The 22,164-nt window shown below is 35.2% G+C and carries 18 protein-coding genes; 12 read left to right on the forward strand and 6 right to left on the reverse strand.

Features of this window, described 5'->3' with window-relative positions; genetic code table 11:
* Nucleotides 1–21 precede the first annotated feature (21 nt).
* Genes LNP19_RS07260 through hemL form a run of 3 tightly spaced genes read left to right on the forward strand, consistent with a single transcriptional unit; the run spans nt 22 to nt 3,128 of the window.
* Nucleotides 22–918, forward strand: coding sequence for a 1-aminocyclopropane-1-carboxylate deaminase/D-cysteine desulfhydrase (locus LNP19_RS07260; protein WP_230064106.1), 897 nt, complete (start codon nt 22–24; stop codon nt 916–918).
* On the forward strand, nt 911–1,786 hold the full coding sequence (locus LNP19_RS07265; protein WP_230064107.1) for a glucosaminidase domain-containing protein: 876 nt from the start codon (nt 911–913) through the stop codon (nt 1,784–1,786). The genes LNP19_RS07260 and LNP19_RS07265 overlap by 8 nt, the downstream gene beginning before the upstream one ends.
* A gap of 55 nt (nt 1,787–1,841) precedes the next feature.
* Nucleotides 1,842–3,128, forward strand: coding sequence for a glutamate-1-semialdehyde 2,1-aminomutase (gene hemL, locus LNP19_RS07270; protein ID WP_230064108.1), 1,287 nt, complete (start codon nt 1,842–1,844; stop codon nt 3,126–3,128).
* A 50-nt stretch (nt 3,129–3,178) separates the two neighbouring features.
* On the opposite strand, the gene LNP19_RS07275 is transcribed toward hemL, so the two are convergent.
* On the reverse strand, nt 3,179–3,625 hold the full coding sequence (locus tag LNP19_RS07275) for a DUF4890 domain-containing protein (RefSeq protein WP_230064109.1): 447 nt from the start codon (nt 3,623–3,625) through the stop codon (nt 3,179–3,181).
* 149 nt (nt 3,626–3,774) lie between these two features.
* Between LNP19_RS07275 and LNP19_RS07280 the strand changes: the two genes are divergently transcribed.
* The 5 genes from LNP19_RS07280 to LNP19_RS07300 all read left to right on the forward strand — a co-directional run bounded on the left by LNP19_RS07280 (nt 3,775) and on the right by LNP19_RS07300 (nt 9,317).
* Nucleotides 3,775–4,128 (forward strand): hypothetical protein, encoded by a 354-nt coding sequence (locus LNP19_RS07280; RefSeq protein ID WP_230064110.1) that lies wholly within the window; start codon nt 3,775–3,777, stop codon nt 4,126–4,128.
* A gap of 108 nt (nt 4,129–4,236) precedes the next feature.
* Complete coding sequence (locus LNP19_RS07285) at nt 4,237–5,034, forward strand: MbnP family protein (protein WP_230064111.1); 798 nt, start codon at nt 4,237–4,239, stop codon at nt 5,032–5,034.
* 261 nt (nt 5,035–5,295) lie between these two features.
* The gene (locus tag LNP19_RS07290) at nt 5,296–6,336 is read left to right on the forward strand and encodes a cytochrome-c peroxidase (RefSeq protein WP_230064112.1); all 1,041 of its coding nucleotides are present in this window, start codon (nt 5,296–5,298) and stop codon (nt 6,334–6,336) included.
* Nucleotides 6,337–6,341: 5 nt separating this feature from the next.
* Nucleotides 6,342–7,301: a transporter family protein gene (locus tag LNP19_RS07295; RefSeq protein ID WP_230064113.1), complete on the forward strand. Its 960-nt coding sequence runs from the start codon at nt 6,342–6,344 to the stop codon at nt 7,299–7,301.
* 210 nt (nt 7,302–7,511) lie between these two features.
* Nucleotides 7,512–9,317 (forward strand): hypothetical protein, encoded by a 1,806-nt coding sequence (locus tag LNP19_RS07300; RefSeq protein ID WP_230064114.1) that lies wholly within the window; start codon nt 7,512–7,514, stop codon nt 9,315–9,317.
* Between the two features lie 127 nt (nt 9,318–9,444).
* Here LNP19_RS07300 and lysS read toward each other — a convergent pair whose 3' ends face one another.
* The 4 genes from lysS to LNP19_RS07320 all read right to left on the reverse strand — a co-directional run bounded on the left by lysS (nt 9,445) and on the right by LNP19_RS07320 (nt 14,591).
* Complete coding sequence (gene lysS / locus LNP19_RS07305) at nt 9,445–11,148, reverse strand: lysine--tRNA ligase (RefSeq protein ID WP_230064115.1); 1,704 nt, start codon at nt 11,146–11,148, stop codon at nt 9,445–9,447.
* Between the two features lie 209 nt (nt 11,149–11,357).
* Complete coding sequence (locus LNP19_RS07310; RefSeq protein ID WP_230064116.1) at nt 11,358–12,365, reverse strand: NHL repeat-containing protein; 1,008 nt, start codon at nt 12,363–12,365, stop codon at nt 11,358–11,360.
* Between the two features lie 14 nt (nt 12,366–12,379).
* Nucleotides 12,380–13,612 (reverse strand): hypothetical protein, encoded by a 1,233-nt coding sequence (locus LNP19_RS07315; protein WP_230064117.1) that lies wholly within the window; start codon nt 13,610–13,612, stop codon nt 12,380–12,382.
* 229 nt (nt 13,613–13,841) lie between these two features.
* Nucleotides 13,842–14,591, reverse strand: coding sequence for a lipid A phosphoethanolamine transferase (locus tag LNP19_RS07320; RefSeq protein ID WP_230064118.1), 750 nt, complete (start codon nt 14,589–14,591; stop codon nt 13,842–13,844).
* A gap of 204 nt (nt 14,592–14,795) precedes the next feature.
* Here LNP19_RS07320 and LNP19_RS07325 point away from each other — a divergent pair, with 204 nt between their 5' ends.
* Both LNP19_RS07325 and lipB read left to right on the forward strand, forming a co-directional pair.
* Entirely contained in the window at nt 14,796–15,545 is a 750-nt protein-coding gene (locus LNP19_RS07325) for a hypothetical protein (RefSeq protein WP_230064119.1), read from the forward strand.
* A 69-nt stretch (nt 15,546–15,614) separates the two neighbouring features.
* The gene (gene lipB, locus LNP19_RS07330) at nt 15,615–16,316 is read left to right on the forward strand and encodes a lipoyl(octanoyl) transferase LipB (protein WP_230064120.1); all 702 of its coding nucleotides are present in this window, start codon (nt 15,615–15,617) and stop codon (nt 16,314–16,316) included.
* 27 nt (nt 16,317–16,343) lie between these two features.
* Here the strand turns inward: lipB and rnhB are convergent, their stop codons facing one another.
* Nucleotides 16,344–17,003 (reverse strand): ribonuclease HII, encoded by a 660-nt coding sequence (rnhB, locus tag LNP19_RS07335; RefSeq protein ID WP_230064121.1) that lies wholly within the window; start codon nt 17,001–17,003, stop codon nt 16,344–16,346.
* Nucleotides 17,004–17,389: 386 nt separating this feature from the next.
* Here rnhB and LNP19_RS07340 point away from each other — a divergent pair, with 386 nt between their 5' ends.
* On the forward strand, nt 17,390–20,611 hold the full coding sequence (locus LNP19_RS07340; RefSeq protein ID WP_230064122.1) for a SusC/RagA family TonB-linked outer membrane protein: 3,222 nt from the start codon (nt 17,390–17,392) through the stop codon (nt 20,609–20,611).
* A gap of 11 nt (nt 20,612–20,622) precedes the next feature.
* The gene (locus LNP19_RS07345; RefSeq protein WP_230064123.1) at nt 20,623–22,119 is read left to right on the forward strand and encodes a RagB/SusD family nutrient uptake outer membrane protein; all 1,497 of its coding nucleotides are present in this window, start codon (nt 20,623–20,625) and stop codon (nt 22,117–22,119) included.
* Nucleotides 22,120–22,164 lie beyond the last annotated feature (45 nt).

Below are 22,164 nucleotides of genomic sequence, written 5' to 3' on the forward strand. Positions count from 1 at the left end.
TTTGCTGCAAAATCATCCAGTTTGAACCAAAAGTTAGTTATAGAATTTCCAAATTCGATTTCCGTGCATATTAAACGCGAGGATTTAATTCATCCTTTTGTTTCTGGAAATAAGTTTCGAAAGCTAAAATACAATTTGCTGCAAGCCAAAGAAGACAAGCAGAAAACGCTGCTTACCTTTGGTGGGGCTTATTCTAATCATATTGCCGCAGTTGCTTTTGCAGGAAAAGAACAAGGATTTAAGACTATTGGAATTATTCGGGGAGATGAACTGCGAGATAAAATTTCAGAAAATCCAACCTTAAAATTTGCTGAAAGTTGCGGAATGCAATTCGAATTTGTCTCAAGAGAAACCTATCGGTCAAAGAATGACGACTCTTTTTTAGACGATTTAAAACGGAAATTTGGAAGTTTTTATCTTATTCCAGAAGGTGGAACAAATGAGTTGGCGGTAAAAGGTTGTCAGGAAATTTTGACCGATGAAGATGCGCAATTTGACTATGTGTGCTGTGCTGTGGGAACCGGCGGAACCATATCGGGAATTATCAACGGTGCGTTGCCACATCAAAAAGTTTTGGGATTTCCTGCCTTAAAAGGGGATTTTTTAAAAGATGAAATTCGTATTTTTGCCCAAAATGAAAATTGGGAGCTAATAACGCAATATCATTTTGGTGGTTATGGGAAGGTGAATCAAGATTTAATTGCCTTTATTAACCAGTTTTATGCTGATCATCAGATTCCTTTAGATCCTATTTATACTGGAAAGATGGTTTTTGGCGTTATGGATTTAATACAAAAAGACTATTTTAGCCCTCATTCAAAGATTTTGTTAATTCATACCGGTGGAATTCAAGGAATCCAAGGCATGAATTTGAAACTAAAAAACAAACAATTACCAACAATAGATATTTATGTTTAAAAAAATACTGCTCCTACTTGTAATTCTGACTATCGTAAGTTGTAATACCACAAAGCCGGCTATTGTGACCACAAAGCTGGTTCCCGGAAAAGTTAAAAAAACCGTATCTCATTCCACTAAAAATAAAGTCAAACCTACAGCTAAGGGAACAGACTCGCGCACCCCAAATAGAGGGGTAGCCGAAGTGATTGAGTCTAGCTCAAGAACAAGTGTTACCAATGATGTGATTGGGGATTATATTTTTGAATACAAAGATATTGCAATGGGCAACATGAAAAAATATGGTATTCCTGCAAGTATCATTTTGGCTCAAGGAATATTAGAATCAGGAGCAGGAAGAGGAACCTTGGCCATGAATGCCAATAATCATTTTGGGATTAAATGTCATACGGGTTGGGAGGGTGATAGTGTAAAGCATGATGATGATGCCAGTCAAGAATGTTTTAGAAAATACAGTAATCCGGCTGAATCTTTTGATGATCATGCCTTGTTTTTAACTGGAAGAAGCCGCTATGCAAGTTTGTTTTCTTTGCCTAAAGAAGATTATAAGGCATGGGCCATTGGATTAAGAAAAGCGGGTTATGCTACTGATCCAAAATATCCTGAAAAATTAATTTCCTATATTGAAAGATACAATTTAGAGCAATATGATAATCAAGCCTTGGGAAGAAAATATGTCCCTTCAGAAAGACAAACGATTAAAATTGCCAGTGTAGATAATAGAAGTGGTTCTTTTTATGAAGTTCAAAAAGGAGATACTTTGTATTCTATATCGAAAAAGTTTAACCTAATGGTTGATCAGTTAAAACAGAATAATAATCTTAGTGATAATACCCTTTCTATTGGGCAGAAGTTGAGGGTAAATTAAAAACCTGAAGACAATTACATATCGGATATTTTAAATCCAAAATCATAATTTAAAGATGATATATAAAAGAAGCAGTCAGCTTTTTGCTGAAGCAGAAAAAGTAATTCCGGGAGGAGTAAATTCACCGGTGAGAGCATTCAAAGCAGTAGGTGGAACACCCATTTTTGTGAAAAGTGCCAAAGGAGCTTATTTGTATGATGAAGACGGAAATCGTTTAATAGATTACATCAATTCATGGGGGCCAATGATTTTAGGTCATGCCTATGAGCCGGTTGTTGAAGCCGTGATTGAAAAAGCGAAACTGGGAACTTCATTTGGTATGCCAACAGAATTAGAAACTCAAATTGCCGCTTTGGCAGTTTCGATGGTTCCTAATATCGACAAAATAAGATTCGTAAATTCCGGTACCGAGGCTTGTATGAGCGCCGTTCGTCTAGCACGAGGATTTACAAAAAGAGATAAAATAATAAAATTTGCCGGTTGTTATCACGGCCATTCAGATTCGTTTTTGATTCAGGCAGGTAGTGGTGCTATTACTTTTGGATCGCCTAATAGCCCGGGAGTAACTGAAGGTACAGCCAAAGATACTTTATTGGCAAGGTACAATGATTTAGAAAATGTTAGAACATTAATCGAAGCCAACACAAATGAGATTGCTGCCATTATAGTAGAGCCTGTAGCAGGAAATATGGGTTGTATTCCTCCAAATAAGGGTTTCCTTGAAGGCTTGCGCCAACTTTGTACCGAGAATGGGATTCTATTAATCTTTGATGAGGTGATGACCGGTTTCCGTTTGGCAAGAGGTGGAGTCCAAGAATTATTTAACATCAATGCAGATATTGTTTGTTTCGGAAAAGTAATTGGCGGTGGTTTGCCTGTAGGTGCTTTTGCAGCGCGTGAGGAAATCATGAATTATTTAGCTCCGCTTGGGCCGGTTTATCAGGCTGGAACCTTATCAGGAAATCCATTGGCTATGGCGGCTGGATTAGCGATGTTGCAAGCTTTGGATAAGGATCGCGCTATTTTTAAAAGACTTGAAGAGAAAACAGCTTATTTGCATGAAGGTATCGAAAGGGTTTTAAAAGCAAATAATATTGTTTTTACCATCAATAGAATTGGATCTATGATTTCAGTGCATTTTGATGCCAATCCTGTGGTTGATTTTCAATCTGCGGCTAAAGGAGATAACGAAAGCTTTAAGAAATTCTTTCACGGATTGTTAGATGAGGGCGTTTATATCGCGCCATCGGCTTATGAAACTTGGTTTATCACTGATGCACTTTCTTACGATGATTTAGACTTTACAATACAAGCAATAGATAAAGTAGCAAAAACGTTATAGATTTGTTTTACTTAAAAAGAAAAGCTTCGGATGTTTTCCGAAGCTTTTTTTTAATTTTCCATATCGTCTTGCATTTTGTCATGCATCCTTTCTTTCATTCGATTTCCGGCTCTTTCTTTCATCTTTTCTTGGTTGCTTTTCCATTTCGCCAATTGTTCAGGAGTCAAAATAGCTTTCATTTTATTCTCCATAGTTTCTCTTTGCTTTTCCATTTTGTCTCGAGAAGCTTCACGTTGTTTTTTCATCTCTTCTCTGCTAGCCTCTCTTTTTTCCATCATAGCTTCTCTTTTGGTGGCTTGTTCCGCAAGAAGTTGCTTCATTTGTTCCTGTTGTTTGGCGTTTAGACCTAATTCAGTCGTCATTCTCTGCAGTTGTTTTTCTTGACGTTGCTCCGGAGTCATTTTCTCCATTTGGGCTCTTTTAGGGCGTTCTTTTTTGTCTTGTGCAAATGTGGTCATTCCTACAACCAGTAATGCGGCGATAATTAATTTTTTCATGGTATGTTGTTTTATAGTTTATAGTTAGTAAGACTGCTTTTTTTTAAAAGAGTTTAATCCTTAACATAAAAATGTGAAAACTGATTTATATCACATTTTATTATGAAAAGGAGCTTTATATTTGCATCGTGAAAAAAGGGGTGTTCATATTGGCTTTATTTATTCTTTTAAAACCGGTATTTCCGGTTCTGGAATATGTGGTCAATTATGACTATATTTCAAAAGTACTCTGTATAAACAAGGAAAAACCCAAGTTAGAGTGTAATGGAAAATGCCACTTGATGAAAGAATTGGCCAAAGCCTCAGATACAACTGATTCTTTACCTTCAAATAAAAAAACAGTTACTCCTATGCAAGAAGTATTGTTTTTCTATGAAATCAATTCCTTGTCTTTTTTATCAGTGGGTTTTATCGAAAAAGACCAATTAAATAGTAGCTATTCAAATCTATATTCTTATTTGAATGGAAATGCTATATTTCACCCGCCCAATTTTATTTCTTAAATTTTTAGTTGAACGACTTTCGTGTGTGCTTTTCATTTGAATATTTTCATTTGAAGAACTTCTTTGCGCACTATTAATTTAAAATTGAGAATAAAATTATAGCATAAAATGAAAAATTTACTAAATAGAGCAATAGCTATTATTGCGTTAAGCGCTGTGTTTACAGCTTGTACTAATGATGAAACTACAATGTCAGGAACTGGAAATTTAGGTGTAGAATTTGATAATTCCTTTGCGGGGAATGATTTGATTTTAAGCACGCAACCTAATATCACTTCTAATGATGAAGTTTTGAAAATCGAAAAAATTAAGTACATCATCAGTAATATCGTTTTGACCACTGCCGAAGGAACCGTTTTTACGTATCCAAAAAATAAAAGCTATTTCATAATTGACGAATCAAATCCTACAAGTTTAATCGCAAAATTAGAAAATGTGCCAGCCGGAAATTATACCAAAATAAAATTTGGAATCGGAGTTGATAAAGCGCAATGGGAACTTGGAGCTACCGGACAGGGCAATTTTCTCTTGGAGGCACAAGCTGCAGGAATGATGTGGAGCTGGTCTGCAGGGTATAAATTTATCGCTTTCGAAGGAATGTTTACTGCTCCAACGGTGAGCGATGAAACCTCTTTTATGATACACACCGGACAAACGGGAACGGACTATAATTATACCGAAGTTACTTTGGATTTACCTTCAAAAGCCATCGTCCGCAGTTCAATAAGTCCAATAATCCATGTTATTACTGATTTGTCTAAAGTAATTGACGGAACCAATAAAATCAAACTTTCTGATAATAATAAGGGAGGAATGGGAGCCATGATTATGGGAGGAGCTACTTTGCCTTTAATCACTCAAAATATTTCCAATATGTTTACGGTAGATCACGTTCATAACGATTAGTTAGGTTTTAAGGAGCAGAAATTTTTATCATACAATACATTTTTGTCCCGCTTTCCCCTTTATCCGTTCTGTCTTGTTTTTTGTACAAGACAGAACGGGATATCGGCTCTATCGGGGCTATTGATCACTTCTTCGTTCCTTGATGATGGAATCCAAAAAAGAAAATTCACATCACATTAAATCCATTTGAGATTGGATGAACTGAGGTGAATTATTCCCGACAGCGATTTGTATGTCGATATAACCCCATAAACATTAACTATGAAAATGAACTATTTTCTTTGGCTCCTATTGCCATTGTTTTTTAGCTGTTCTGATAATGATGATGCAGCATATAATGATCAAACTTTAGATTTTAAAGTACCCGAAAATTTTCCGGAATTGGCTTATAATATCGATCTGAATCCGCCAACAGTTAAAGGATTTGAACTCGGAAAAAAATTGTTCTACGATGGACGCTTATCTTCGGACGGACTTGTTTCCTGCGGATTTTGTCATATTCAGGAAGATGCTTTCACGCACCATGGGCATGTTTTTAGTCATGGTGTAGCGGATAAAATTGGGACTAGGAATACGCCTTCGATTCAAAATTTAGCCTATCAAACTACATTCATGTATGATGGTGCCACTAACCATTTGGATTTGCAACCTATTATTCCGCTGACCAATCCGGTGGAGATGGATGCTGATCTAACAGCGATTATCGCTATGATGAAAGCTGATCCCGTTTATAGGAAGTTGTACAAGCAAGCATTTGCTGACGGGCAAATTAATGCCGAAAACATGCTTAAAGCCCTTTCACAGTTTATGGTTATGCTCACTTCGTCAAATTCAAAGTTTGATAAGTTTCGTCGCCATGAAACCGGAGGTGAGCTGTCTTCGGATGAATTGGCCGGTTATGCCCTTTTTAATGCAAATTGTGCTTCCTGTCATGCTACTGATTTAATGACTGATAATTCGTTTCGAAACAATGGTTTGGCAATTAATCCAGCGCTGAATGATGTTGGGCGATTTCGTGTAACCGAATTGGAAACGGATTATTATAAATTTAAAGTGCCTAGTTTGCGAAATGTAGAAAAGACCGCCCCTTATATGCATGATGGACGTTTTGGGAGCTTAGAAGCCGTTTTAAATCATTATAGTTTGGGTGTTCAAAAATCAGCTACGCTGGATCCCATTTTAAATAAAAACGGCGCGCTTGGAATTCCTCTTTCTACGATAGAGAAAAAACAATTAGTAGCCTTTTTAAAAACATTAACCGATAATCAATATCTAAACGATAAACGATTTTCAGAATATTAAATACAATGAAAAATAAAATAATAATAGTATTTCTTTTTGCATTTCAGTTTGCTATTGCAAATGGGGAAGTGGATAGTGTTTCCAATTTTACATTTCAAAAAAGGGAACTTTTAACCGATTTTGATTGTGATGCCTGCGGTTGTTCAGCAAGTGGCGGAAGTATGGGCTATAGTTCTATGCTCAACAGCAATTTTGTAGGCTTGCGTTATTTCAAGCAAAGTTATACCAGCAGAGACGGAATTTTTGCTAATTCACCTTGGATAGACGAGAATTTCAATACACTCCAGATTTGGTCCAAAATACCCCTTGGTAAAAAAGTTCAGCTTTCGGCTTTGATTCCTTACCATTTTCACGATCGAGCACTAACGGCTGGAACGGAGAGTATCAAAGGATTGGGTGATGCATCCGTTATTGCAAGTTATTCGATTTATAAAACTCAAAAGGAAGAGGCTCTTTTGGTCCATGATTTACAATTGGGTGGCGGAATAAAAATGCCAACAGGAAAGTTTGAGGAAGCAAATAATGCAGGAACTGTTAATCAAAGTTTTCAGTTGGGTACCGGCAGTTGGGATTATCTTTTGGTTGGTGAATACGTTGTGAAAAAGGAAAATCTGGGTTTGAATACAATGTTAAATTACAATTTTAAGACAAAGAATCAAAAGAATTATCAATTTGGGAATCAGTTCAATTATGGTAGTACCTTGTTTTATCTGTTGGATTATAATACTTTAAAAATTGTGCCGCAAATTGGCGTTGCCGGAGAAGTATTCGAGTCTAACAAACAATATGGTGAGAAATTAGCCAATACTTCGGGAGATGTTCTTTTTAGTAAATTTGGCCTTGAAGTGGGAAAAGAAAAACTTTCGATTGGTATTAATGCCATGCTTCCCATCAGTCAAAATTTATCAAATGGAAATATGGAAGCCAATTACCGCTGGAGTATTAATCTTAATTATGTGTTGTAAAAAACAGGAATAACCGTTAGGAAAAAGCGGATAATAATTTTCCAAAGAGAATTGAGGTAAAAGCATGAATGATTAGGCGAGAACTATTTTTGCCTGATTTTCATGCTTTTCTTTTTTTTTTTAAGTGATTAAAAGGCATGATAAATATCAGGTTTTAAACGGTTTGCTTTATCGAAATTTGTAAACTATTCGAATAAAAAATAATTAACGATGACAACAATTAAGCCATTGCATACTTTTCACATTCCTGTAATGGGATTGGCATACACTATTGACAGTCCCATTCGAGTGGCAAAGTATGGTATATCCTCTGTGATTTCTATCATAGATGACGATCTTATAGAAAAGATGAATGCTTTTTATAGCACTAAATTTAATCTGCCTTATCAGGAAATTACGCAAAAAATTCACGATTACCGTGCAGAACGCGTGACTTCTTATTTGAATTTGGTAGATAAAATCGTAAAAGAGAAATTTGAGAATTTCAAGAATGAATTAGCCGAAAGCAAATTAGCATTGGAGAATTACATTGCGATGTTACCTAACAAGTCCGAAATTAAGCAAGGCTTGCAAAACCTGATGGAAGAAGGCAAGGAAGCTGTGATGAATTATTTGGATTCTAATTTGACTCCGGGTGAAATTGATGTGAATATCATGACCAAAGTTGATAAGGACAATTTCATTAAAGACAAGCAATTGCCTACTGAATTTAATGACGCACATGCTTCACTTCGTGGTTTTGCCAATAGTACTTTGACTTCTTCGGTGGTGCTTTCGGCAGGAATGAATCCAAGATTGTACAGTTATTTCGAGAATTTTGATGTCTTTTTTCCAGATGAAAACAACCAACTGAATAAGAAAATTATTCTGAAAGTAAGCGATTTTAGATCGGCTATGATTCAAGGGAATTTCTTGGCTAAAAAAGGGCTTTGGGTTTCGGAATATCGCATTGAATCCGGTTTGAACTGTGGTGGACATGCTTTTGCTACCGAAGGCTTTTTGTTAGGACCAATTTTAGAGGAATTCAAAGAGAAAAAAGGGCAATTGATAGCTTCTGCTCATGAATTGATGGTAAAAGCCTTAGCGCAAAAGGGAAAACACATTCCAGAAATGCCTTTGGAATTGAAAATTACTGTTCAGGGCGGCGTAGGAACTGCCGAAGAGCATGATTTTTTATTGAATCATTACGAAGTAGATTCTGTGGGCTGGGGTTCACCGTTTTTATTGGTTCCCGAAGCAACTTCTGTGGATGCGCATACTCGTGAATTATTGGCCAAAGCCAAAGAAGAAGATTTGTATCTGAGCCCTATTTCGCCTTTAGGAATTCCTTTTAATACCTTGAGAGGAACGACCAATGAAAAGCTGAAGCAAAAGAGAATTCAGGAAAATAAGGCAGGAAGTTCCTGTCCTAAAAAGTTTTTGGCCCTGAGCAAAGAATTTGGAGCACAAGGAATTTGTACCGCTTCTAAGAAATACCAGGATGTCAAACTGGAAGAACTGGAAGCAAATAAAGAGAATATGTCTGCTGCGATTTACCAAAACGCTAAAAATAAAATTACTGATAAATCTTGTCTTTGCGTAGGTTTAGCCAATGCTTCTTATTTAGAAAATGACATAAAAATTAAGGGACAGGCTCAAGGCGTTGTAATATGTCCTGGACCTAATATGGCTTATTTTGACCAAGAAGTGTCTCTTTCTAAAATGGTGCAACATATTTATGGGAATGCATCCGTTTTGACTACCACAAACCGCCCGAATATGTTTGTGAAGGAATTGTCGATGTATATTGATTATTTGAAAAATGAAATTGCAACGGTTTCTGCTGAGATAAATGCCGGGCAAATAAAAAAATGGAACGCATTTAAAAATAATTTGTTAGAAGGAATAAGCTATTATCAAAATTTATTCGTTTCAACCGGTACTTCTTTGGCAGATAATGCGAAGGTGCAATACTTGTTGCATTTTTATAAGGAGGAATTAATTGAGGTCAAGATTCCCGAATTGGAATTGGCTTAAATAAATAAACGGCTTGAGTAATTCAAGCCGTTTTAACTATTTTGTTAACTTGTTGTTTGCTTAAGATAAAAAAGGAACTCCATAACGAAGTTCCTTTTATAAAATATATTTTAAAGATAAAAAAGTCTTAATCCACCAATTCTACCATTTTGGTATCACCGGCAACAACTACTTTTGTTAATCCGTGTTTAGCTAAATTTTTCATCGAAACATCCCATTTTTTTCCGCTTAAAGCTGCTTTCTCTTTCAAAATAGGCAATTCTACTTGGTTATTGCTGGCTTTCAATAAATCGATGATTAGTTTTTCTTCTTCGGTCAATTCAATTTGAACTAGTTTTTTCTCCGGACGCATTTGCGGGAAGAATAAAACTTCTTGAATAGAAGCATTATTGGTTAGGTACATAATCAAACGGTCCATTCCAATTCCCATTCCGGATGTTGGAGGCATACCATATTCAAGTGCTCTCAAGAAATCTTCATCAATTACGCCATTTGCTTCGTCATCCCCTTTTTCAGCCAAACGCATTTGGTCTTCAAAACGTTCACGTTGATCAATAGGGTCGTTCAATTCAGAATAAGCATTAGCGATTTCTTTTCCGCAAACCATTAATTCAAAACGCTCTGTCAACTCTGGATTGTCGCGGTGCTCTTTACATAAAGGCGACATCTCCTTTGGATAATCGGTAATGAAAGTAGGCTGAATGTAATTTCCTTCGCATTTTGCTCCAAAAATCTCATCGATCAATTTTCCTTTACCCATGGTTTCATCAACGTCGATTCCCATTGATTTTGCAGCATCAAACAATTCTACTTCGCTTTTTCCGGAAATATCAAAACCAGTAAAATGTTTGATAGAATCGGTCATGGTTACGCGAGCATAAGGTGCTTTAAAGTTGATTTTATGTTCACCAAAAGTCACTTCGCTAGTTCCGTTTACAGCAATAGCACAATGTTCTAATAAACCTTCGGCAAATTCCATCATCCAGTTGTAGTCTTTGTAGGCTACATATATTTCCATAGCGGTAAATTCAGGATTATGCGTTCTGTCCATACCTTCATTTCTAAAGTTTTTCGAGAATTCATAAACACCTTCAAAACCACCAACAATTAATCTTTTTAAGTACAATTCGTTAGCAATACGCATATAAAGCGGAATGTCTAAGGAGTTGTGGTGTGTGATAAACGGACGTGCTGCTGCACCACCTGGAATAGACTGTAAAACAGGGGTCTCTACTTCAAGATATCCGGCATCATTAAAATAGCCACGCATAGCGGTGTACAACTTCGTACGTTTGATGAAATTTTCTTTAACATGTTGATTCACTGTTAAATCTACGTAACGCATTCTGTAACGCAATTCAGGATCGTTAAAAGCATCGTGTACGTTTCCGTCTTCATCCACTTTAGGTAATGGTAGCGGACGTAAGGTTTTGCTCAAAAAAGTAAATCCGTCAACACGAATACATTGCGCACCCACTTTAGTAGTAAATAATTCACCTTCAATGCCGATAAAATCACCTAAATCAGTTAATTTTTTAAACACTTGGTTGTACAACGTTTTATCATCTCCTTCACATAAAACATCACGATTAACGTACAATTGTATACGTCCTTCGCTATCTTGCAATTCAGCAAAACAAGCTTTGCCCTGATCTCTTACACTCATCAAACGTCCGGCAACGATCACCTTTTTACCTTCTTCAAAAGACTCCTTTATTTGCTTGGAAGTATGATTTACAGGAAAAAGATTAGCAGGATAAGGATTGATTCCTAGGTTGCGTAAGTTTTGAAGTTTCTCTCTTCGGATGATTTCTTGTTCGGATAATGCCATTTTATGCTGTTTTTAAGTCTGCAAAGATAAAGTTTTTGTTTTTAAATTTTAAGTTTAAAAGTAAAGGTTTTTGGACGATAAATTTATTGCAAAATAGAGCCAGATGAGCCTGGTTTTTTATATAAATTTTGTAATTCCAATACTGGTTTTATGACCTAAAACATTTTCTTAATACTGATAGGACGACTTTACATCTAGTGGTATTTAATTTACCTTTGCTCAACGATTGCGGATTGATTCAGTTTGATAATTCGTATTTTTTTATTGGTATTATCAGCCAAGAATAGGCGATCGTCCAGTTGTGCGGTACTCACAATAGTGCCAAAAGGATTTTCTCCCAGGACATCAGAAGCATTTATTCTAGGATTATAGGTTTTAGTCATAAATTCTTCTTTCGGGTATAGGCATAGGTAATTTAAGCCTCCCTTATATTCTGATGTGACTGCCCAATCGGTACTAAAAGAAACCGCTAGAGGTTTTGTGTCAGCAAATGGAACTACTGTTGGATTGATTGGAGTCGTGAGCGAATTTGTGGCATTGGCACGAATATCTGTAAGTTTATAATACAGATACCCTTTTGTATTTCTTCCGGCAATCACTAAGTTTCCGGTGTCAATATCCATAGAATAGATTTCGTCAAAACCTTGTAAGGTGTTTAACTTAGCGATAGGAGCGATGTTCCAATTGCTTGTTTCGGTAATTTGTGATGTTTCGAAAACTTTAATGGTGGTGCTTTTTTCTTTGACAAATACGAGTCCGTCTTTTACCGCAACTCCAAAAACGTGTACAAAAGTATTCCACCATTGTCCGTTTCCGACTATGCTGATACCGAGATTTGTGTTTTCATCAATCACAAAAAGTCTAGAATCTACACTTCCTAGGTAGATGCGTCCGTTGTCAATAGAAATGGATGAAAGTTTAGTAAATGGAACGCTCGTTGTTCCTTTGGAATAAGTCGAAATTGTTTTTAAGAATGTTAAAGTTTTAGCATTGAAAACTTCGAGTACATCACCATTGCAGATGTATAATTTATCGTTAGCAATAGCGATTCCCTTTGGGTCCAGTTTTCCTGTTCCGTCTCCAATTTGACTTGCGGTGATTTCAGCTTCATTAGTAGGATAGTAATAGCTATAGCTAGATTTAGTTGCATCGTAAGAATCTTTGCTGCAATTAGTAAAGGAAAAAAGTAATAATAGAAAGAAAGCTATTTTGTTCATGTTGATTTGAGGTTTTAATTCCATTTTCCAGCTCCTTTATATTTTAATAAAAATGTGTTTTTAGGGCTGATAGTGAAAACAGGTTTTTTGTAAGTTCCGGTCAAGTACTCGGTTTTAGTCCACCCTTTCAATATATCCGGATCGGTAAATGGAAGATCGTTTAGGTAAATTAGATATTTGTAAAAATGGGTTAGCATTTCTTGCTGACCGCCACCTTCGCCGCTATTGGCTAGATTACTGCTGTGTCCAAAGCCTGTATGATGCGAATATTCATGGGACCAAATTGACATTTCACCTATCCAATGTCCGGTTACATATCCTGATTCCCATTGAGAAGCTAAAGGACCACCTCCTAATGCAGCAGCTCCTCCTACCCTTGCTATATAAAGAGTTCTGCTATCGAGGTAGCTCCAGTATATCTTTTCTATTTCTGCCTTACTGATGTAATCGTAAACTCCATTAACATCATCTGCATTTCCATGCCAATCATTTGCACCATTTATCGCAGTTCCAGCTAGAGCAGCTTGTTCTTGCTTATATTTGTTAAAATTAGTAAAAGTCTCGTAGTAAATAGGATGACTCAAAGCATAAGAGTAATTAAGAATCATTGTTATGGCTTCTTTAGCCAAAACTGGATTCATTGGTAAAAATTTACCATATTCATTGATGTGGTAACCATCGTGAAATTGTACCAATCTTGAAGATTTTATTTTTTTGAATTTGGCAAATAACGGATCGCTGGATTCTACTGAAAATTCAATTGCACCAGAAGAAAAGCCTTCAATTTTGTCAATGGTGACAGTCTTGCCATTTTCCAGTAAATAATCATTTTTTCCCGCTACCAATGGAATCTGGTGGGAAGAACGATGAAAAGCCGGGATTGTTGTAAAATGATAAATCAAAAATCGCTTGTCATAATTAGGAAGTTTGGCATAAACTTTTACATCGCTAAGTTCAACTGGAGAATAAAGAGATACTTGTACTGAATCTTTTCCTTGTTGTATTACTTGTAACGGTTGATTTACTCGAAACCAACGGTCTTTTTTGTCATACATTTTTGAAGGATTTTCATTGTCTTCAAACAGAGTCATTGGCCTGTTTTCTAGCGGTAAATTTGTTGCATCAATACTTGGTAAGTAATTAGCATTGTAACTTGAAAATTTGGATTCGTTGTCGCAGCTTGTGACGATCGTAAAATGGGCAAATAGCAGGTTGAGAATGAGCCATTTTTTAGTGTTTGGGTTCATTTAGTGGGTTTGATAATTTGTTAAAGATTTTAGGGTATTGTATTTTTTTTATTTTAAAACCGTAAAATTCCGCACTTCTTTTTTAAATAAAAAATTGTTTTTTGTTTTTATAATGGTTGAGTTTAGTAAGAGAAGTATTATTGTGTTGGTCGTCTTTTTTGAGTTCTATTTTTGGTGATTTTTTTTTTGGATTGAATAGGATTTTTCTAGTGATTTTTTTTGAACGCAATTAAAAGAATAGGAAGAAGCCAATTTCGACACCATTATTATAGTATTTTTTCGACCCAATGGCAACGCTTGGATGGATATAAACGTTAAAACTGGGAGTTAGTTTTCGGCCATATTCTACAGCGATTGAGTTTTGCCAGCCTTGTAGTTCAAAATTATAGCGGATGATAGCAGTGGTTCCAACCCAATTTTTTTGGAATGAATAATAAATATCATTCTCAAAAATAGTTGTATTTACAGGGGTTCTTGTTTTTTTTCCAGCGAAGCTAAACTGCTGTTCCAGACTGGTGATGGAGAACCACTGTTTTTGTGTGTCCCAATAATGACCTAAAAAAGCGGTCGAGATAAAAACCCATTTTCCAGTGCCAAATGCGTTTTCGGTTGCAGTTGGGATGTTGATTTTACCTCTAAATGCAATACCGGTTTTCTCATTCATTTGTGGTATGTAAGCAATAGAGAGATCAATATCGCCTAGGCCGGTTTGGCCAGTGAAGTCTGGACTGTTTGTGGTGATAATTGGTAAATCAAATCTAAAATTCAAAGCTTTATTGCCAAGTGGATAAAGTATTCGAAGGTTTGTGGTGTTGTATGAACCATCGTTAGTGTTTAAATATTCGTTATAAATAAGTATTGTTTTTTTGAAAAAATTAAATCGGGGTTCAGTCAAAAAACTTCGTGAAACGGTTTCTTGAGCATTCATAGGAATTACCCAAATGAGAAATGTTAAGATTTGAAAAATGGTGGTTTTCATGAGTTCCCATATTGATGTCACGTATTAAAAAAAACTTGGTTTTGAAAAGTCTTATAAAGTTAGTTAAAATACTGTAAAATAAGACTTTATGATTTATTTTTGTTTCGTTAATAGAATTTTTTAATGGTGAATCAATTGTTGTGGTAAAATTAGTAACGGTAATTATTGTCAGATTTTAATTATATTTGGTAAAAATTAAATAGAATGATATTTAAGACTATAAAGGGGAGTTTTCTTTTGTTTTTAATTACACTTACAGTAAGCTGCGAGATTAGAGAGACAATTGCTATCAATCAAGATGGTAGCGGAACCATTGAAGTTGTAAAGCATAGAGAAGAACATAGTTATATGCAGTTGGTAGGAGAGAATTATTCGAAAGAGACAATCTTTAGGGATACTACTTATGTATTTGAAGATTATATAAAAAAGTATAATGAAAATTTTGTTAGATACACCGAGCCTGAGCAAAAGTTTCTAAGTGAATATAGTAAGGTAAAGGTTCATAGTAAGCAAAGTGCTTTTGAGAAGGAATTTAGAACCGTAATTTCGCAATCTTTTGCTAATGTAGAAGAGGTACCTGATTTATATAAAACAGATAATTATGCAAGTGATATAAAATTCAATTATGCCCTAACTGCCGAAGAACATGATTATAGGGTTAGTTACACTTTTGATGGGAATACCTTTAAAAGAACAGTGAAGATAATTGATGCTGTTTTGTTGAAAAAGAATTTTGATGAAATTGAGAGTTTAAAAAAACGATTTTCAAAGTTTCAATTGGTTCAAACGTATACGTTAGATTATCGTTTTCCTCGAAAAATAAAGTCAGTTTCTAATGCGGGTGCTAAAATTAGTGAAGACCGTAAATCAGTTAAATTATACTTTTTATTATCGGATTGTTTGCAAAACCCAGAGAGTACAAATCTAGAGGTGGTTTTGGAGGAGGATATCTAGGCTCAATTTTTGGTAATATCACTTTAAGTCAGTAAAAACCTTTGTAACTTTGCGTCTCAAAGAAATAAAATGAACAAAATAATTCAGCTTCAAGATTTAGGAAATAAAGACTATAATACCACTTGGGAATATCAAGAGGAATTGTTCAAAGAAATTATTGATTTAAAAATCAAAAATAGGAGAGAAGAAACCAATTTAGAAACTCCAAATTATTTTTTGTTTGTAGAACATCCTCATGTGTATACTTTAGGGAAAAGCGGGGATTTAAGTAATTTGCTTTTATCTGAAAAACAACTGGAAGATAAAGGGGCTACTTTTTATAAAATCAATCGTGGCGGTGATATAACCTATCATGGACCTGGGCAAATTGTTGGGTATCCTATCTTGGACTTGGAAAATTTCTTTACTGATATTCATAAATATTTGCGTTTACTCGAAGAATCTATTATTCTTACTTTACAGGATTATGGTGTAGAATGCGGACGAAGCGAAGGTGAAACCGGAGTTTGGCTTGGTGCTGGAACTCCATTTGCCAGAAAAATTTGTGCTATGGGGGTTCGCGCTTCACGCTGGGTTACCATGCACGGATTTGCTTTAAATGTAAATGCCGATTTGGGTTATTTTGACAATATCATTCCCTGTGGAATTCGCGGCAAAGCGGTAACTTCCTTAAACGTGGAACTGGGTGTTGAAAAAGTCGATGAAGAGGAAGTAAAGGAAAAAATCTTAAAACATTTCTCAGAATTATTCGAATGTTCGTTTATTCGATAAATTTGAAAAATCTAAGAATCCAAAAATCTATATATCCAATTTCAATTGTTCGGGCAATAGTCGAAAACTCATTCGGTGGTATTTTGTTACGCCATATTTCCTAATCGCTTCCCGATGTTCTTTGGTTGGGTAGCCTTTGTTTTTTTTCCAATTGTACATCGGGTATTCTTCATGTATCCGATTCATATATTCGTCTCGGTAGGTTTTTGCTAAGACGGATGCTGCGGCGATACTCATAAATTTAGAATCTCCTTTTACGATACTGCTACTAGGGATAGAAGCGAGGATTTCTATTTCGGCTGGGGAGAAGATTTTTCCGCTATTGTTTTTAATGCCTTTTTTTCTAATAAAAGGAGCGTTTCCATCTATTATAATATATTCCGGTTGCGGTTCGAGTTTTAAAACACATTCCTGCATGGCTTTAATAGAGGCATTTAATATGTTGATATCGTCAATTTCCATTGGTTCCAGATGAGTTACCGCATATGTAATGGCTTGTTGTTCTATTAGAGGGCGTAGTTTTTCTCTGGTTTTTTCAGACAGTTGCTTGCTGTCATTCAAAATTTCATTCTCAAAGTCTGGGGGAAGAATAATTGCAGCTGCAGTAACAGGTCCGGCAAGACAGCCGCGACCGGCTTCATCGGTTCCGGATTCCAGTATTTTGTTTGAAAAAGTAATTTTAAGCACTAGTGATATTTTGATGTTGCAAAGATTGTAAAATTTTATTCTAAATAAATGTTTTATTTGATGCTAGGATTTATAGATTGGGATTTTGATTTTAGAATATTGAAAAAGTTAAAATAAAAGATAGGTAACGACGATATTTAACTTAATGTTAATATTGAAATTTGTTAATGCTTGGTTTTATTGGTGTTTTTAGGATTTTCTTTTTAAATTTTATTTATCGATTTTTTATGTAAAATGTTAATATTTATATTTTTTATCTATTTTTTAGCACTTGTATTGAGTAATACTTTGTCTAAAGTTAAACTTTGATTTTAGAAGGAGTGGGCTATGTGAAGTTTAGGAAATAATTAAGATTTTTGTGGGATAACTAATTCAAATAAATTAATATGAGATTAAAATTCAAATGGATTTTTACGCTATTGGTAGCGTTATCTATGCAGTTTTCTTTTGCTCAAGAAAAAACTGTTAGTGGAGTTGTTTCAGATGCAACAGGGCCAATTCCTGGTGCGAACGTAATTGTTAAAGGAACTAAAACAGGTGTTCAAACAGATTTTGATGGTAAGTATTCGGTTAGAGCAAAAGTTGGAGATGTTTTAGTGTTTTCATTCATTGGAATGAATAATTCTTCTGTTACTGTTGGTGCTGCATCTAATGTGAATGTGAAGTTGACTGCTGCCTCGCAAGCTCTAGAGGAAGTAGTAGTTGTAGGTTACCGAACAGTTTCAACGCAATCTTTTACTGGATCAGCAAAACAAGTTAAGTCTGAAAATATTGAGAAAAAAAGTGTTTCAAATATTTCTCAGGCATTAGCAGGTGAGGTTGCAGGTGTTAGGGTAATTAATACTTCTGGACAACCGGGATCTGCGGCTACTATACGTATTCGTGGTATAGGTTCTGTTAATGGTAATAGAGCTCCTCTTTATGTGGTTGATGGAATTCCTTTTAATGGGACGTTGAGTGCTATTAATCCAAGCGATATTGAGTCAACGACTGTTTTGAAAGATGCTGAGGCGACAGCGATTTATGGTTCGCGTGGAGCTAATGGTGTGATTCTTGTATCTACTAAAAAAGGTAAATCAAATACTAGTTTTATTGAGGTAGATTCGAAAATTGGTTTAAATTATTCTTTATTGCCTCGTTATAAAACAATTAAATCTCCTGATGAGTATATTGGTTATGCGTGGGAGTCATTGTTGAATCAGGGTAAGTATTATGAAGGTTTGTCAGGAACTGCTGCTACAGATTACGCTAATTCATCTTTGTTTAATCCGAATAATGCGGGTATCGATCCTACTTATAATATGTGGAATGTTGCTAATGGTGCTGATTTAATTGATCCTGCAACAGGAAAGGTTAAGGCTGGGGTAACTAGGAGATATACACCGGAAAAATGGGAGGATTTTGGTTTTCAAAAAGCGGTACGTCAAGAGATTAATTTAACTTTAGGTGGTGGAGAAGGTAAGACAAAATACTTCTCTTCTTTGGGTTATTTAAATGATAAGGGGTATATTGTGAATTCTAATTTTGAGCGTATCTCAACGCGTTTAAATGTTACTCATGAAGTGAAGCCTTGGTTATCAGGTAGCGCTAATTTTGGATATACTAATTCAACAACAAATAGTAATGGGCAATCTTCAGATTCAGGAAGTGTTTTTTGGTTTGTAGATAATATTCCTTCAATTTATCCATTGTTTCAGCGTGATGCCTCTGGGGCGATTATTAACGATCCAATATACGGTGGAGGTTTGTATGATTATGGATTGACAAGAGGTTTTGGTGGTTTAACAAATTCAATTTCTGATGCTGTTCGTAGTGTGAATGTTACGAAACGTAATGAGTTGAATTTGAATACTTCATTAGATTTTAAAATAGCAAGCTTTTTGACATTTGAGACTCGTTTTGGAGCTCAGTATTTCAATAGTGCCTATACTAATAAGGAGAATCCTTTTTATGGTCCTTCAGCTTCTCAAGGGGGGTCGATTTTTAAAAGAAATACAGAATTATTGAATTATAATTTTCAAAAATTACTGCGTTTCAAAAAGTCATTTGGCGATCATCGTATAGACGGTCTTTTAGCTCATGAGAATACCAACTATGAGAATAGAGTGTTGACAGCTTCTAAGTATAATTTATTAGATCCTGAAGGAACAGAATTAGGTAATGCTGTAGTAAGTAATCCTTCTGACTCTTTTGCTGATAGGTTTTCATTAGAGAGTGTTTTTGGTCAGGTTTCTTATAATTTTAAAGATACTTATTATTTTTCTGGTACGGTGAGAAGAGATGGTTCTTCAAGATTTTTAAATAATAAATGGGGAACTTTTGGGGCAGTAGGTGCCGGTTGGGTAGTTTCGAATGAATCATTTATGAGTGATGTAAGTTGGTTGAAATTTTTGAAATTAAAAGCAAGTTACGGGGTTATTGGAGATCAAGGAGGTGCTTCTTTGTATTCAGGATATGATATTTATAATACATCTAACTTGAATGACGAGTTTTCAATTGCTTTCGCTACGAAAGGGAATCCAAATTTGACATGGGAAAAATCTAATATGTTTCAGACGGGTGTTGAATTTAGATTAGGGAAATTTTTAGACGTTACTGTTGAGTACTATAACAAAAAAACGGATAATTTATTTTTTAATAGACGTGTAGGTCCATCTGTTGGGTATGCTTCAATTTTTGTTAATGATGGCGCATTGGTTAATAATGGGGTGGAGTTTGATTTAACTGCACATGTGTTAAAAGGGAATGATTATTTCTTAGATTTGTCGTTTAATGGTGAGTTGATTAATAATAAGCTTACACGTATGCCTATTGATCCTGCAACAGGAGAGCAAAAAGTAATTGATATTGATGGTATATACGGAAGATCTGTTGGTAATTCTATATATGATTTTTACATGAGAGAGTTTGCTGGAGTTGATCCTGCTGATGGTCGTTCTCAATGGAATGCATATTATTTTGATGCTAATGCAAATGGAGCGAAAGATAGTAATGAAGATTTTATTACTTCAATGGAAGAGTATGTTAGAGCTAATCCTAATAATGTAAGCGGTATTGTTGAAACAACTACTAAAACTTACAGCCAAGCTGCTACGAAATATGTTGGAAAAACAGCAGTTCCAAAAATACGTGGTGCTTTTAATGTGAATACCGGATTTAAAGGTTTTGACTTGTCAATGCAATTTTTGTATGGTATTGGAGGTTATTCATATGATGGAGCTTATGCAGGTTTAATGGGCTCAGGTCAAGCTGGTTCAAATAATTGGCATGTTGATATTCAAGATCGTTGGCAAAAACCTGGGGATGTAACAAATGTTCCTAGATTATCTAATGGTAAAGATCCGAATGTGAATTCTTCATCAACTCGTTTCCTTACAAAGTCTGATTACATTTCTTTGAACAACGTTAGAATTGGATATACGCTTCCAAAGCAATTTGTTACAAAAATCGGATTGTCTAGTTTGAACTTCTTTGTTTCTGGTGATAATTTATGGTTGAGTTCTAAAAGGACTGGTTTTAATCCATCTACTAGTGAAGCAGGTTCTTCGGATACTTATCGTTATTCTCCATTGTCTACCATTTCTTATGGAGTTCGTGTTAAATTTTAATATATATAATTATGAAAAAAATACTAATATTTAGTTTAGCTATTTCAGTTTTTTTGATTTCTTGTGAATCAGATTACTTGGATGCGCGCCCTGACGGAGGAACCACTACGGATTCTCAGCTAGATGAAATTGCAAAAGTGAATCCAAAAGTTTTAAACGGTTTGTTGCTAGGGGTGTATTCAACTATGTATACTGTAGGTGCTGGTGGAACAGATGATCATTCTGACTTTGGTCAAAAAGGAGTTGATATTACCTTAGATTTATTGAGTTCTGATATGGCTTATACAGCTAATAATTATGGTTGGTATAATGCACTTACGCAATTGACGGCTACTCCTAATTTTGCAAATAATGAAAATTACAAGCCTTGGAGATATTATTATAAGATCATCTTGGGAGCTAATTCTGTAATTGATGCTTTAGGAGGTACTGATGCTGTTCTTGTAGATCAAGAGGCAAAAAACGTTATGGGGCAAGCAAAAGGTTTACGTGCTTATGCTTATTTTTATTTGTCTCAGATGTATCAAATATCTTATAAAGCGGATGAATTAATATTGCCAATTTATAAAGATGCGAAGTCTAATAATCAGCCGAAGAGTAAAGCTTCAGAAGTTTATGATTTGATGATTTCTGATTTGACTCAGTCTATAGCTTATTTAGATGGTTATACACGTTCTGCAAAATTTAATTTAGACAAGAATGTTGCTAAAGGTTTGTTAGCGTATGTTTATGCTGCTCGTGGTACTACAGACGATTTAACAAAAATTGTGTCTTTAACGAACGATATTTTAGCTGCTTATCCGTTAACAACTAAAAGTCAATCTACTGCTGTTTTAGCTAATGGTGTTTTAACTAATAGTGATTCTGGCTTTAATAATGTTAACACTCCAAGTTGGATGTGGGGTGTTGATTTGACAAATGCGATCAATCTTGATCTTATATCTTGGTGGGGTCAGATGGATTATTATACATACAGCTATTCATGGGCTGGAGATCCAAAAGGTATTGATCGTGATTTGTTGCTTTCTATACCTACTACGGACATAAGAAGAGCTCAGTTTTCAAGTGGTTCTTTTAGGCCTTTAGGTAAGTTTTTCGATCCAAAGCGTGTAGTTGGAGGTCAAAGAGTAATTGAAACTGATTATATTTATATGAGATCTGATGAGTTTTTACTTTTAAATGCTGAAGCAAATGCTAAGTTAAATAATGAAGGTGCTGCTATTGATAGCCTTAAGAAGTTATTAGCTATTCGATTTGCTTCTGCTCTAGACTATGCTTATGTTGATGCTTTGGGGGGTGATGCATTAAAAGACGAGATCTATAAACAAATGCGTGTTGAGTTATGGGGTGAAGGTAAAATTTATTTAGCTATGAAGAGAAATAAAAGATCCAGTACAAGAGCTTCTAATCATCTTAATTTGAAAGGTCAGACATTCACATATGATGATCCTCGTTTATCATTTTTGATTCCGCAACAAGAAGTTTTAAATAATCCATTTATAGATTAATGAATTTTGTTAAATTTAAAAACCCGCTTTAAAAGCGGGTTTTTT

This window comes from Flavobacterium acetivorans, assembly GCF_020911885.1.
Lineage (GTDB): Bacteria > Bacteroidota > Bacteroidia > Flavobacteriales > Flavobacteriaceae > Flavobacterium > Flavobacterium acetivorans.

Coding starts and splice junctions, on each gene's coding strand:
- LNP19_RS07290 (WP_230064112.1), top strand. CDS start 5,296: ATGAAAATGAACTATTTTCTTTGGCTCCTATTGCCATTGTTTTTTAGC.
- LNP19_RS07295 (WP_230064113.1), top strand. CDS start 6,342: ATGAAAAATAAAATAATAATAGTATTTCTTTTTGCATTTCAGTTTGCT.
- LNP19_RS07325 (WP_230064119.1), top strand. CDS start 14,796: ATGATATTTAAGACTATAAAGGGGAGTTTTCTTTTGTTTTTAATTACA.
- LNP19_RS07315 (WP_230064117.1), bottom strand. CDS start 13,612: ATGAACCCAAACACTAAAAAATGGCTCATTCTCAACCTGCTATTTGCC.
- LNP19_RS07285 (WP_230064111.1), top strand. CDS start 4,237: ATGAAAAATTTACTAAATAGAGCAATAGCTATTATTGCGTTAAGCGCT.
- LNP19_RS07345 (WP_230064123.1), top strand. CDS start 20,623: ATGAAAAAAATACTAATATTTAGTTTAGCTATTTCAGTTTTTTTGATT.
- LNP19_RS07265 (WP_230064107.1), top strand. CDS start 911: ATGTTTAAAAAAATACTGCTCCTACTTGTAATTCTGACTATCGTAAGT.
- LNP19_RS07320 (WP_230064118.1), bottom strand. CDS start 14,591: ATGAAAACCACCATTTTTCAAATCTTAACATTTCTCATTTGGGTAATT.
- LNP19_RS07310 (WP_230064116.1), bottom strand. CDS start 12,365: ATGAACAAAATAGCTTTCTTTCTATTATTACTTTTTTCCTTTACTAAT.
- lysS (WP_230064115.1), bottom strand. CDS start 11,148: ATGGCATTATCCGAACAAGAAATCATCCGAAGAGAGAAACTTCAAAAC.
- LNP19_RS07275 (WP_230064109.1), bottom strand. CDS start 3,625: ATGAAAAAATTAATTATCGCCGCATTACTGGTTGTAGGAATGACCACA.
- LNP19_RS07340 (WP_230064122.1), top strand. CDS start 17,390: ATGAGATTAAAATTCAAATGGATTTTTACGCTATTGGTAGCGTTATCT.
- hemL (WP_230064108.1), top strand. CDS start 1,842: ATGATATATAAAAGAAGCAGTCAGCTTTTTGCTGAAGCAGAAAAAGTA.
- lipB (WP_230064120.1), top strand. CDS start 15,615: ATGAACAAAATAATTCAGCTTCAAGATTTAGGAAATAAAGACTATAAT.
- LNP19_RS07300 (WP_230064114.1), top strand. CDS start 7,512: ATGACAACAATTAAGCCATTGCATACTTTTCACATTCCTGTAATGGGA.